The sequence below is a fragment of the Actinomadura meridiana genome, assembly GCF_039537545.1.
Classification (GTDB): domain Bacteria; phylum Actinomycetota; class Actinomycetes; order Streptosporangiales; family Streptosporangiaceae; genus Spirillospora; species Spirillospora meridiana.
This window is the reverse complement of sequence record NZ_BAABAS010000020.1, coordinates 509,892-522,523: the sequence shown is the minus strand read 5'-3', so window position 1 is coordinate 522,523 and position 12,632 is coordinate 509,892. Positions and strand designations below refer to the sequence as shown.

Sequence of the window (12,632 nt, the reverse complement as noted above, 5' to 3'; positions counted from 1 at the left end):
ATACGGACCGGAATTCGGAGATGGCCCCGACCGGAGGGGAGCTCATCGCTCCGGTGATTCGGGCTCCCCGGCCGGTGCGCCGCGTGGCGGACCGTCCGGCAGCCCCGGCCGTGGCCCGCGCCCCGGTGGCGGCGGTGGCGGCGGCCGGATGGGCGGACGCGGCGGCCCCGCGCGAGTGGGTGGCGGCGGCGGTCGGCGGCGCGGCGCTCCCGCGCCGATGCGGTCGGGGCCGGGTGGCCGTCCGAACCGCCCAGGCCGACCCGGAGGTCCGGGAGGACCCGGCGGCCCAGGAGGTCCGGGAGGCCCAGGCGGGCCTGGCGGCCCCGGTGGTCCGGGTGGTCCGAGCGGTGGACGCGGTTCCGGCGACGACGGCGACGCTGGTTTCTGGGGCGACGACCGGGAGAAACAGACCACCGACAAGCCGGGGAAGACCGGCTGGCGGCGGTACGTCCCGTCCTGGAAGGTCGTCGTCGCCGTCATCAGCGTGCTGATCCTGGGGATGGCGACGCTGATCATCGTCGCGTACTCCAACACCCCGATCCCGACGGAGAAGCAGCAGGACGCCCTGCGCCAGGAGTCGGTGATCACCTACGCGGACGGTTCACCGCTCGCCCGGATCGGCACCCACCGCGAGGACATCCCCCTCGACCAGGTACCGAAGCACGTGCAGGACGCGGTGCTCGCGGCGGAGGACCGCGGTTTCTGGCACGAGCCGGGCATCTCGCCGACCGGCATCGCGGGCGCGTTCTACCGGGCCGTGGTCGGCGGCGACGTCGCGGGCGCCTCGACGATCACCCAGCAGATGGCGCGGAACTACTACGCGGGCCTCAGCCGCGACCGGACCGTCAGCCGTAAGTTCAAGGAGATCTTCATCGCCATCCGGCTCGGCCGGGAGATGGACAAGAAGAAGATCCTGGAGCTGTACCTCAACACGGTCCCGTTCGGACGGCGGTCGTACGGCATCCAGGCGGCGTCCCGCGCCTACTTCCACAAGCCCGTCACCGAGATCAACGAGTCCGAGGCGGCGATGCTCGCCGCGCTGATCCAGCGTCCCGGATACTTCGCGACCTACGGCCCGGCGTCCAACCCGGCCAAGAAGGCGCTGATCGACCGCTGGAACTACGTCCTGAACGGGATGGTCGACGAGGGCTGGCTCGACTCGGGCAAGCGCGCCCAGGCGAAGTTCCCCCAGACGGAGGAGAACTGGAGCGACGTCCCGGACGACCCGAACACCGGCTTCCTGCGCGACCGCGTCATCGCCGAGCTGCACACGCTGGGCATCGACGACCAGATGCTGGAGACCGGCGGTCTGAAGATCAAGACGACGTTCAACAAGGGGCTACAGGACTACACCAACAAGGCCGTCAATCAGATCAAGAAGGAGAACGGGCTCGGCAAGGACATCTGGTTCGGGCTCGCTTCGATCGATCCGAAGACCGGCGGGGTGGTCGCCGCCTACGGTGGCCCCGACTACTCCAAACGGCAGTTCAACAACTCCTTCCAGGGCGAGGTGCAGCCCGGTTCGTCGTTCAAGCCGATCGTGCTGGCCACCGCGCTCGACCAGGGCATCAGCCTCCAGACGACGATGGACGGCGGCTACAGGCGCACCATCAACGGCGCGACGTTCACCAACGACAGCAGGTCGGAGAACGGCGTCTACAGCCTCAAGCAGATGACGGCGATGTCCATCAACACGGCGTACGTGGAGCTCGGCCAGAAGGTCCAGCTCACCAACGTCATCGACATGGCCAAGAAGATGGGCGTGCCGAAGAACACCAAGAGCCTCGACCCCAGCTACACCTCGCTGCCGCTCGGCGTCATCGACGCGAGCCCGGTCACCATGGCGTCCGTCTACTCGACGTTCGCGGCGGGTGGCAAGCACCGGCAGGCGCACGTCATCGCCGAGATCAGCACGAACAAGGACGCCCCCGTCACGAACAAGGACGGCAAGGTCCTGGAGAAGCTGCCGTGGCAGAAGGCCGACACGGCGTTCAGCCCGGCCGTCGCCGCGGACGCCACGTCGGCGATGCGGGCGGTCGTCACGTCCGGTACCGGTAAGCGCGCGGCCCTCGACGACCGTCCGGTGGCGGGCAAGACCGGTACGACGGACGAGAACAAGTCCGCCTGGTTCGTCGGCTTCACGCCACAGCTCGTGACGTCGGCCGCGATGTGGCGGCAGGACGCGGCGGGCAACCGCAAGTCGCTGATCGGTGTCGGTAACTACAGCCAGGTCTACGGTGGTACCGTCCCGGCCGACCTGTTCAAGCGCTTCATGACGAAGGCGTTGGCGGGCAAGGAGGTCCAGCAGTTCCCGCCTCCCGCCAACGGCGGTCAGATCGCCGGGTGGGCGAAGCAGAAGGAGGCGCCGACCCAGACGAAGTCGCCCGACCCGCAGATCACGCCGACCTGCCAGCCGGGACAGCCGCGGCCGGGGTGCGTGCCGCCGACGTCGGCTCCGCCGTCCTCGCCGCCCCCGACCGGCGACGACGTGCCGTGCAACCGGCTCGGCATGCCGGTCGGCTGCAACTCGGACCTTCCGCCGGACGGCGACAAGAGCTGGTGGTGCGCGGAACCCGCCCACCAGAACCATCCCGCGTGCAAGGACGAGGATCCGCCGAACCCGAACAACCCGAACGGGAACTAGCGTCCCGTCTCGGACGACCGGCCCGGAGCCCACCTCGGCTCCGGGCCTGTCTGTTTTGGGGGGACGACCTGAAACGCCGTTCCGCAGGGGCGGGCCGGGGGTTTCGTGCACATGCGGGGTGGGGTGGGGTGTGATGGCCAATAGTCTTGCTGTCCATGGCGTCGTCATCTGAGAGGCTCGGGATGTCCTCCCCTGAAACCGGCGGCGGTGAGGGAGATGGTCCCGGTCGGCTCGCACGGCTGGCCCCCGTACTGACGGGTGTCACCGCACTGGTGTCCCTGTTGGGCTGGCTACAGAAACAGCCGTGCGCGTCCTCGAAGTTCGACTTCATCAAGACGACGACGAACGCCTGCTACACCGACATCTACCCGCTGTACTACGTGCGTGGGTTGAACGACGGGAAAGTCCCGTACTTCGATTCGTTCACGGGTTCCGACTCCATTCACTACGTCGAGTACCCGGTGCTGAGCGGCTGGTTCATGCAACTGGCCGCGTGGCTGGTGAAACCGTTCGGTGTGGACGAGCGCGGGATGGCGTTCTACAACGTGACCGTCCTGCTGTTGGCGGTGCTCGCGGTCGTCGCCGTCCTCGCCACGGCGTACGCGGCGGGACGGCGTTCGCTGCGGGTCGGCCTGATGGTCGCGCTGTCCCCGTCCCTGCTGCTCACCGCGTACATCAACTGGGACCTGCTCGCCGTGGCGCTGTCGGCGCTGGCACTGGCCGCGTGGTCGGCACGACGCCCCGCGCTCGCCGGGGCGCTGCTCGGCCTGGCCATCGCGGCGAAGTTCTACCCGCTGCTGTTCGTCGGCCCACTGGTGCTGCTGTGCGCGCGCGCCGGACAGTGGCGCACCATGGGACGCATGCTTGCCGGTACCGCCGCCGCATGGCTTCTCGTCAACCTGCCCGTGATGCTGTTCGCCTGGGACGGTTGGAAAGAGTTCTACTCCTTCAGCCAGGAACGCGGCGTCGACTGGGGATCCATCTTCTTCTACCTCCAGGACCACGGGCTGGAGAAGGCGACGTCCGACACCGGCACCCTCAACCTGCTCGGCACGGGGACGTTCCTCGTCCTCGCGGCTGGCATCGCGGTCCTCACGTTCGCCGCGCCGCGCCGCCCCCGCCTGCCGCAGCTGATGTTCCTCGTCCTGGTCGCGTTCATGCTGCCGAACAAGGTGTGGTCGCCGCAGTACGTGCTGTGGCTGCTGCCGCTCGCCGTCCTGGCGCGTCCGAAGATCCCCGCGTTCGTGGTCTGGCAGGCGGGCGAGATCGTCTACTTCTTCGGCATCTGGTGGTACCTGCTGTCGGTGTCCGGGCAGACGCCGGGCACGGACCTGTCCGGCACGCTGTCGGCGGTGCTGAGCCTGGACGCGCCCGCCGGGGGCATCGACCAGGACGTCTACCAGCTTGCGCTGCTCGCGCGGTTCGTGACCGTCCTGGCGCTGGCGGCCCTGGTGGTGGTGGACGTGCTGCGCCCGTCCGGCGACCTCATGCGGGCGGACGGGACCGACGACCCGGCGGGCGGCGTCCTCGACGGCGCGGACGACCTGATCTCGCTGGGACGCTGGCGCGGCGCCCACCGCACCGGCGTCCCCCTCCCGACCTAGCCACCTGCCCGGACCTGGCCACCCGGCGGCGCGAAGCGCGTCAGCGTCCGGATCTGGATGTCCAGCGCCTCGGCGTGCGCCCACCATGAGGGCTCCAGTGACCGGAGACTCAACCCGGAACCGGTCATGAAACGCGGATTCTGGTGGAGACGCGTGGGGTCAGTAGTTGGGATCCTGGCTGAGACTCCACCAGGCCGCCCCGTAGACCCCCACGACCAGAATCCAGTAGAGCAACCCGATGACGGCGAAGATGTAGCCGAGGATCAGACCGGCGATGGCCATGCCGCTCCCGGCCTCGCCCGTCCGCTTGATCTGGCTCTGCGCGACGTGACCCATGATGACGGCGCCGATGGAGAAGAGCAGCAGACCGCAGGAGATCACACCGATGATGCCGAGCACCATCGACGCGATGGCCATGCCGTTGTTGCGCGGTGGGACCGGCGGACCCGAGCCGTAGTAGTGATGCTGGACGGGAGGCTGCTGCGGATACTGCTGGGCGTACGGGTCCTGCGGTCCGTAACCGTAGGGGTCGTACGGGGGCTGTGCCATGTGCATCCCGATCGGTTCGCGCGCCCGCCGCCGAAGAGAACGCGCGTGCGCTGAGGGGCTGGATTCCGATTATGCCAGCGTGACCTGGCCCGCTGAGGTTGGTCGTCCTACGCGCTGTTAGATGCCGCACCACAACAACGGGTTCCCTCCCCCCACCCCCAGACCCGAGAAAGCAACCTGGAACCATCCCCCAGGCCAGGCAAGTAACGCGGCGCGGTCCAAGAGCCGGGAGCCGACACCGGGGGCGTTCTCAGAGGTGGGTGCGGAGATAGGAGATGTCGTCGGCCTGGCCGTCCGCGGGTGTTTCGACGACGACCGGGGCACCGGCGGCCCTCACCACGGACAGGATCAGTTCGGGGTCGATGGTGCCGTTGCCCAGGTTGGCGTGCCGGTCGGCGCCCGAGTCGAAGGCGTCGCGGCTGTCGTTGCAGTGGACCAGGTCGACGCCGCCGGTGATGGCCTTGATGCGGTCGACGGCGTCCACGAGATCCTCCCCCGCCGCGTGGGCGTGGCAGGTGTCGAGGCAGAAGCCGAGCTTGGACTCCAGGCCCGGGACCCCGGTCAGCACCTCCCACAGGCGGGCGATGCGGTCGAACTTGCGCGCCATGGCGTTCCCGCCACCGGCGGTGTTCTCGATATAGACCGGGATCGGGCACTCGACCCGCTCGAACACCTTGCGCCAGTTCTCGAACCCCGTCTCGGGGTCGTCGTCCTTCAGCACGTGCCCGCCGTGCACGATCAGGGCTTTCGCACCGATCGACGCGGCCGCCTCCAACTGCTGCGTGAGGTTTTTGCGGCTCGGGATGCGGATCCTGTTGTTGGACGTCGCCACATTGATCGTGTAGGGCGCGTGCACATAGACGTCCACCCCTGAGCCCGCCAGCGCTTCGACACCCTCCGGCAGGACGGGCTTCTTCCACCCCTGCGGATCGCCCAGGAAGAACTGGACGACGTCGGCGCCGACCGCGCGAGCGTTGTCGAGCGGATTGGTCTGGTCGACGTGGGCTCCGATACGCATGCCCTGAGCCTAGCCGCGCCCTGCGACAACCCGGGCGGACGTCCACAGAACCCGGGCCGGACGAACCGGGCTCGGGTGGGTTGGGGTCAGGCGGGTCAGATGGAGAAACCGCCGTTGCTCACCGCGAAGGCGGCGCCCATGAAGGACGACACCATGCCGATGACGTTCAACCACCGCTCGTTCGTCGTCGCGGAGATCATCTGCGAGTACAGGGCGAGGGGAAGGCCGATCACTCCCGCGACCGCGCCGAAGAAGTGCGTCGCCGGGATCCAGCCCAGGACGAGGGCGGCGAGCCCGATCGTGACGGCGGTGACGGCGAGGACGTCCTGGTAGCGGTGGGACTCGGCCGCGGCCCGGGCCCCGGCGCCCCGCTCCTTCGTGCCTGCTGCCTGCTGTGGCATCGGGATCCTCCTCCAGGTCGCTCTCCCGCGATTCGGGCACGCGTTGCCCGCGGGACCGGACGGACCATGCCAAGAGAGGGCTTCCCACCGGGGCCGAAGATCAACCGACGTGGGCGGGCGAAAATGTCGGCGCCAGACGGTATCGTCGAACACGAGTTCGAGAAACCGGCCCGGTCCGGTCGGGTTCGGCCCCCGAGGGGAAGCGGGGGGAGAGCAGGAGGTGCACCATCGTGACGAAAGCGGAGTTGGGGCTCATCGGTGACGTGGAGCTCGTGGAGGAGCTGTCGCTGCTGACGACCCAGACCGCCCGGATGCGCGCTCGCATGGCCGACATCATGGCGGAGCTGGAGCGGCGGCGCTGCGCCCGGCCCGTCCAGCGGCGGGCCAGACGCTGACGGCACCGCGGCCGGCACCTCGGTTCTCGGCACCCGGACGCGACGGCGAAGGAGGGCCCCGGCTCGTCCGGCGTGTTCCGCGCACGCCATCGTTCATGCGCTGAGCTTTGGGAACCGGCTCGTCCGGTGCCGACTGTTGGTAGCCTGTATCGGTCTCGTGGCAGGTGCGCCCGGCGATCCGGGTCCGGCGCCACCACGGGAGACGCAAGAGCCCTCCTGTCACGGAGAGACCGTGACCGCACCAGTCCAGAGGAGGCAGGGACCCAGTATGCGTCGTTACGAACTCATGGCGATTCTCGAGCCCGGCATCGACGAGCGCACCGCCAACACCGCGCTCGACCCGTTCCTGAAGGTCGTCAAGGACGGCGGTGGCAGCGTCGAGAAGATCGAGGTCTGGGGCCGCAAGCGCCTGGCGTACGACATCCAGAAGAAGTCCGAAGGCATCTACGCGGTGATCGACCTGTCGGCCGAGCCTGCCACGGTCAAGGAGCTCGACCGGCAGCTCAACCTGAGCGAGTCGATCCTCCGCACGAAGGTCATCCGCCCCGAGGTCCACTGAGCCAGGCTCAGCCCTCACAGCAGCAGCCGGAGCGAGCCCCATGGCAGGCGACACCGTAATCACGATCGTCGGGAACCTCGTCGAGGACCCGAATCTGCGTTTCACCTCCAGCGGCCAGGCGGTCGCGTCCTTCCGCATCGCCTCGACCCCGCGCACGTTCGACCGCCAGTCGGGCGAGTGGAAGGACGGCGAGGCGCTCTTCCTCACCTGTAGCGTCTGGCGGCAGTACGCCGAGAACGTGGCGGAGACCCTGCAACGCGGCATGCGGGTGATCGTGCAGGGCCGTCTCAAGCAGCGGTCGTACGAGACCCGCGAGGGTGAGAAGCGCGTCTCCTTCGAGGTCGACGTCGAAGAGGTCGGCCCGGCGCTGCGCTACGCCACCGCGAAGGTCAACAGGACCCAGCGGCAGGGTGGTGGCGGCGGCTTCGGCGGTGGCGGCGGCCAGGGCGGCGGCCAGCAGGGCGGCGGTGGCGGCTTCGGCGGCGGCGGCCAGCAAGGCGGCGGCTTCGGCGGCGGTCAGCAGGGCGGGGGCGGTGCCCCGGCCGACGACCCCTGGGCCACCGGCGGCGGTGGCGGCGGAGGCGGCGGTTACTCCGACGACCCGCCGTTCTAGCCACCGGCTGCCCGCCACCGGCTTCCGGCCGAACGGCTGCTGGGCCACCGACCCGGCGCACCAACAAGATCACACATAACGTCCATTCCCGCGTGAGCGGGGCTCTCCCAAAGGAGCACCACGATGGCGAAGCCACCTCCCCGCAAGCCGAAGAAGAAGGTTTGCGTTTTCTGCCAGGAGAAGATCTCCTACGTCGACTACAAGGACACCGGGCTGCTGCGGAAGTTCATCTCCGACCGCGGCAAGATCCGGGCCCGTCGGGTGACCGGCAACTGCACCCAGCACCAGCGGGACGTCGCCACGGCGATCAAGAACGCCCGCGAGATGGCGCTGCTGCCGTACACCAGCACGGCGCGCTGAGGCAGGAGTCACGACCATGAAGCTCATCCTGACCCAGCAGGTCTCCGGGCTCGGCGAGCCCGGCGACGTCATCGAGGTCCGCAACGGCTACGGCCGCAACTACCTCGTCCCCCGTGGGTTCGCCATCCGGTGGACGCGGGGCGCCGAGAAGGAGATCGACTCGATCAAGAAGGCGCGTTCGGCCCGCGAGATCGCGACCGTCGAGCACGCCAAGGAGGTCGCCGACCAGCTCCGCGGCCTGAGGGTGACGCTGCGCACCCGCACGGGCAGCGGCGGCCGCCTGTTCGGCGCCGTGACGGCCGCCGACATCGCCACGGCGGTCCGCGCGGCCAACGGCCCCGACCTGGACCGCCGCCGCATCGAGATCGGTAACCCGATCAAGACCGTCGGCACCCACCGTGTCAGCGTCCGCCTGCACAGCGAAGTCAGCGCCCCCCTCGACATCACCGTCGCCGAGGCCTGACCAAGCACCAGCACCACCAGTCCTGGCCAGGCCCTTTCGGGCCTGGCCAGACTTTAACCCACCCAAACCAAGCCACCCCGCCCCTACCAAGCCCAGACAGTCGTTGTGGTTTCTCTGCGTTTCATGTGAAACGTCCGCGAACCGCCCTGTGTTTGGATCATGCGCGACTGTCTAACTACGTTCCGTAACTAGAACATCGCGGGACTAAGGGGGACGGTGTTGAACGCGCATATGGGGGAGGGCACGGACGACCGGGATCGCGACGGTTCATCGGTGACGCGCCGGTCGGTCATCGGGGGCGTGATGGGGGCGGGGCTGCTGGAGGTGTTGTCCGTCGCCGGACCCGTCCAGAATGGGGCCATGGCGGATGATCTTTCGGTGGCGCCGGGGCATCATCCCGGTGCCGGTGACCGGGGCCTGTTCTCGGCGGACGCGCCGCACGTGTACACGCGCAAGCAGTGGAAGGCGCGGCGACCGCGCCGTCCCGCCAAGGTGGCCGACCGCCGCCCCGACCACATCATCGTGCACCACACGGCGACGGCGAACTCCGACGACCGGTCGGTCGAGCACGCCTTCGCGCTGTCACGGCGCATCCAGGACATTCACATGGACACGAACGGCTGGGACGACACCGGCCAGCAGCTCACGATCAGCCGGGGCGGCATCGTGATGGAGGGCCGCAACCGGAGCCTCAAGGCGATCCATGACGGCGACCTCGCGATCGGCGCTCAGGTGTTGCACCACAACGGCCACACCATCGGGATCGAGAACGAGGGCACGTACACGACTAAGGCCGTCCCGTCGCATCTGTGGACCTCGTTGGTGGAGGTGTGCGTGTGGCTCTGCCAGGCGTACGACCTGGAGCCGTCCGAGGCCATCGTCGGGCACCGCGACTACAACGCGACCGCGTGCCCCGGCGACGTCCTCTACGCTCGCCTGCCCGAACTGCGCCGGGCGGTGGCGGGACGCCTGGACGGTTCCGGCCCCACGACGCCCGCCGACGGGGCGAAGGATCCCCTCGTGCCCATCCTTCCGGATCTCGACGATCTGACGTGACCCGCCGGAACACGGCCATTCGTGATCACCTCCGTTCGGGGGCCGGGCATCCGCGTTCCGGAGCTCGACGAGGCTCCGGGCTCGGGCCCGCCGCCGGGATTCGCTCAGGTCTCGGGGGTGGTGTAGCGGGTGCGGCGACGCGCGATCTCGGGGTCGATGCCCTCGACCAGCGACCAGATGCCCGCGACCCGTTCCACCAGGGTCTCCGGCGGCAGCCCCATCAGGCCCTCCGCCGCCAGGTCGTCGATCGCCTGTGTCAGCCGGGCCATCCGCTCGCCGTTCGTAGAACACATGTTCGAATAGTAGCGAGTGTGACGGCCGGTGCGGGTGCGATTCGCGGAATTCGGCCGACAGCGGAGGCGGGGCCGGTCAGCGGACGGCTCCCGTGACCATCCAGCGGTCGCCACGGGCACGGAGTCCGAGGGTGAGCATCCGGGTCAGTATCCACAGCCCGATCGCCGTCCAGAGCCCGATCAGTCCCGCGTCGGCCCGGTAGGCGACGATGGCTGCGGGCATGAACACGATCGTCGCGATCAGCGTGGTCACGGCGAGGTAGGTGCCGTCGCCCGCCCCGATCAGGATCCCGTCCAGGACGAAGACCACCCCCGCGACCGGTTGCAGCACCGCCACGACGAGCAGCGAGGCGAGCAGCAGGTCGCGGACGCCGTCGTCCGAGGTGAACAGGCCCGGCAGCCACGGCCGCACGGCGAGGACCGCCAACCCGAACACCACGCCGCATCCCACTCCCCACCACACCATCCGTCGCGTCATGGCGCGGGTGGACGCGAGGTCGGACGCCCCCAGATACCGCCCTGTGATCGCCTGACCGGCGATGGCGATGGCGTCCAGGGCGAACATCAGCAGCGTCCACACCTGGAAACCGACCTGGTAGGCGGCGATCTCCTCGTCCCCCATGCGGGCCGCGATCGACGTGCCCACGATGAGCACGACGCGCAGCGCCGCCGTCCGCACCAGCAGCCCGAAACCCGCTGCGGCGGCCGTCCGCAAACCCACCAAGTCAGGACGAACCAGAGCGCCGTACCGTCGCGCCGCCCGCACCGCCACGGCCACGTAGACGGCGGCGCTGCCGGTCTGGGCGAGCACGGTGCCCCATGCCGAACCGGCGATCCCCCAGTCCAGGACGAGAACGAACACCACATTGAGCAGCAGGTTCAACGAGAAACCCGCGATCGACACGGCCAGAGGCGTGCGAGTGTCCTGGAGACCGCGCAGGACGCCCGTCCCAGCGAGCACGATGAGCATCGAGGGGATCCCGAAGAGGCTCACCCTCAAATACGTCTCGGCGTACGGCGTCACAGAGTGGGACGCGCCGAACGCCTCCACAATCCATGGGATGAGCGGCCAGCCGACCACGATCAGCACGATCCCGATGGCGAGCGCGAGCCACATGCCGTCGACGCCCTGCCGGACCGCCGCGCGCATGTCCCCGGCACCGACCCGCCGCGCGACCCCGGCGGTCGTCCCGTAGGCCAGGAAGATGCTCAGGTAGACGAGCGTGCTCAGCGCCTGACCCGCGATTCCGAGCCCGCCCAGCGGCGCCGTGCCGAGGTGCCCGACGATCGCCGAGTCCGACAGCAGGAACAGGGGTTCGGCGACGAGCGCGCCGAAGGCCGGAACGGCAAGGCGTAGGATCTCGCGATCATGCGCCTTCGCGAGCCGCCGGGGAGTCGTCGTCACCGCGTCGAGGGTACCAGCTCGGTAATCTTCCTAAAGAATTCAAGCCTTACATCACGCCGGATCGCCAACTTTTCTTCGCCCACACCCGGTGGACGAAGTTATCGCAGGTCAGCGAGTCGTCGCGAAACGGGTCACCGGAATGTCCACAGGGTTGTCCACAGGTCGTGCACAACCGATTCGGCGTGTCTGCACAGGAAGTCCACAGGCTTGTCCACAGGGTCCTTTGCCCGTGGCCGCGTCGGGTCGGGAGAATGTCGGACGCTTCCGGTAGACGTGAGATGAACGGTCGGCGATGAGGCGGACGGGGCGCCCGGCGACCGAGATGAAGGGGGTGCGACGGTGAGCGTTGCCGAGATAGGGCCGTCCGAACCCGAGTTCGAACGCACCCCTCCGCACGACATCTCCGCGGAACAGGGCGTCCTCGGCGGCATGCTGCTGTCCCAGGACGCCATCGCCGAGGTCGTCGAGATGCTGCGCGCACCCGACTTCTACCGTCCGGCGCACCAGATCGTCTACGACACCATCCTCGACCTCTACGGCCGCGGCGACCCGGCCGACGCCGTCACGGTCGCGGGCGAGCTCACCAAGAACGGCGAGATCGGACGCATCGGCGGCGCCCCCTACCTGCACACTCTGATCTCCCTGGTACCGACGGCCGCCAACGCCGGGTACTACGCGAAGATCGTCCACGAGCGCTCGATCCTGCGCCGGCTGGTCGAGACCGGCACCCGCATCGTCCAGATGGGCTACGCCGCCGACGGTGCCGACGCCGACGACGTCCTCGACCGCGCCCAGGCCGAGGTCTTCGCCATCGCCGAGAAACGCGCCGGTGAGGACTACGTCGCCCTCAGCGAGATCATGCCCGGCGCCCTGGATGAGATCGAGGCCATCGGCAGCCGCGGCGGCCAGATGGTCGGCTGCCCCACCGGATTCGCCGACCTCGACGCCCTCACCAACGGCCTCCACCCCGGCCAGATGATTGTGGTCGCCGCCCGACCTGCCATGGGAAAGGCCTGTGACCTGGATACGCCCCTTCCTACCCCTTTTGGGTGGACCACGATGGGCGAGGTATCCGTCGGCGACCACCTGATCGGAGCCGATGGCAAACCGACCCGTGTGGTGGCCGCGACCGAGGTGATGCACGGGCGCCGCTGCTATGAGATCGAGTTCTCCGACGGCGAAGTGATCGTCGCCGACGCCGAGCACCAGTGGCGCACCACGACCCGCGCCAGCCGCCGTCAGCAGAGCGAGACGAAGACGACCTACTACTCG

14 protein-coding genes are annotated in these 12,632 nt (G+C 68.9%); 9 read left to right on the top strand and 5 right to left on the bottom strand.

The genetic code is table 11. From position 1 onward, the window contains the following. Window positions 1–148 precede the first annotated feature (148 nt). Window positions 149–2,644 carry a transglycosylase domain-containing protein gene (locus tag ABD808_RS28520; protein ID WP_344902806.1) on the top strand — a complete coding sequence of 832 codons (2,496 nt, stop codon included), beginning with the start codon at window positions 149–151 and terminating at the stop codon, window positions 2,642–2,644. Between the two features lie 182 nt (window positions 2,645–2,826). Then, window positions 2,827–4,248: a glycosyltransferase family 87 protein gene (locus tag ABD808_RS28515; protein WP_344902803.1), complete on the top strand. Its 1,422-nt coding sequence runs from the start codon at window positions 2,827–2,829 to the stop codon at window positions 4,246–4,248. Window positions 4,249–4,407: 159 nt separating this feature from the next. Here ABD808_RS28515 and ABD808_RS28510 read toward each other — a convergent pair whose 3' ends face one another. The 3 genes from ABD808_RS28510 to ABD808_RS28500 all read right to left on the bottom strand — a co-directional run bounded on the left by ABD808_RS28510 (window position 4,408) and on the right by ABD808_RS28500 (window position 6,216). Then, on the bottom strand, window positions 4,408–4,797 hold the full coding sequence (locus tag ABD808_RS28510) for a DUF4190 domain-containing protein (protein ID WP_344902800.1): 390 nt from the start codon (window positions 4,795–4,797) through the stop codon (window positions 4,408–4,410). A 250-nt stretch (window positions 4,798–5,047) separates the two neighbouring features. After that, complete coding sequence (locus tag ABD808_RS28505) at window positions 5,048–5,815, bottom strand: deoxyribonuclease IV (RefSeq protein WP_344902797.1); 768 nt, start codon at window positions 5,813–5,815, stop codon at window positions 5,048–5,050. Between the two features lie 95 nt (window positions 5,816–5,910). Further along, window positions 5,911–6,216 (bottom strand): hypothetical protein, encoded by a 306-nt coding sequence (locus ABD808_RS28500; protein ID WP_344902794.1) that lies wholly within the window; start codon window positions 6,214–6,216, stop codon window positions 5,911–5,913. Between the two features lie 230 nt (window positions 6,217–6,446). On the opposite strand from ABD808_RS28500, the gene ABD808_RS28495 reads away from it, so the two are divergent. The 6 genes from ABD808_RS28495 (at window position 6,447) to ABD808_RS28470 (ending at window position 9,662) form a co-directional block, all read left to right on the top strand. Beyond that, the gene (locus ABD808_RS28495; RefSeq protein WP_344902791.1) at window positions 6,447–6,611 is read left to right on the top strand and encodes a hypothetical protein; all 165 of its coding nucleotides are present in this window, start codon (window positions 6,447–6,449) and stop codon (window positions 6,609–6,611) included. A gap of 268 nt (window positions 6,612–6,879) precedes the next feature. Then, window positions 6,880–7,170 carry a 30S ribosomal protein S6 gene (gene rpsF, locus ABD808_RS28490; RefSeq protein ID WP_344902788.1) on the top strand — a complete coding sequence of 97 codons (291 nt, stop codon included), beginning with the start codon at window positions 6,880–6,882 and terminating at the stop codon, window positions 7,168–7,170. A 40-nt stretch (window positions 7,171–7,210) separates the two neighbouring features. Continuing rightward, complete coding sequence (locus ABD808_RS28485) at window positions 7,211–7,783, top strand: single-stranded DNA-binding protein (protein ID WP_344902785.1); 573 nt, start codon at window positions 7,211–7,213, stop codon at window positions 7,781–7,783. Window positions 7,784–7,906: 123 nt separating this feature from the next. Continuing rightward, the gene (rpsR, locus tag ABD808_RS28480; RefSeq protein ID WP_019631633.1) at window positions 7,907–8,143 is read left to right on the top strand and encodes a 30S ribosomal protein S18; all 237 of its coding nucleotides are present in this window, start codon (window positions 7,907–7,909) and stop codon (window positions 8,141–8,143) included. A 16-nt stretch (window positions 8,144–8,159) separates the two neighbouring features. Further along, window positions 8,160–8,606 carry a 50S ribosomal protein L9 gene (rplI, locus tag ABD808_RS28475; protein ID WP_344902783.1) on the top strand — a complete coding sequence of 149 codons (447 nt, stop codon included), beginning with the start codon at window positions 8,160–8,162 and terminating at the stop codon, window positions 8,604–8,606. Between the two features lie 273 nt (window positions 8,607–8,879). Next, on the top strand, window positions 8,880–9,662 hold the full coding sequence (locus tag ABD808_RS28470; RefSeq protein ID WP_344902781.1) for a peptidoglycan recognition protein family protein: 783 nt from the start codon (window positions 8,880–8,882) through the stop codon (window positions 9,660–9,662). A gap of 104 nt (window positions 9,663–9,766) precedes the next feature. On the opposite strand, the gene ABD808_RS28465 is transcribed toward ABD808_RS28470, so the two are convergent. Then, entirely contained in the window at window positions 9,767–9,955 is a 189-nt protein-coding gene (locus ABD808_RS28465) for a hypothetical protein (RefSeq protein ID WP_344902778.1), read from the bottom strand. A gap of 76 nt (window positions 9,956–10,031) precedes the next feature. Next, complete coding sequence (locus ABD808_RS28460) at window positions 10,032–11,360, bottom strand: MATE family efflux transporter (protein WP_344902775.1); 1,329 nt, start codon at window positions 11,358–11,360, stop codon at window positions 10,032–10,034. A gap of 339 nt (window positions 11,361–11,699) precedes the next feature. Here ABD808_RS28460 and ABD808_RS28455 point away from each other — a divergent pair. Then, window positions 11,700–12,632: DnaB-like helicase N-terminal domain-containing protein (locus ABD808_RS28455; RefSeq protein WP_344902772.1), on the top strand; the 933-nt coding region annotated here is incomplete at its 3' end.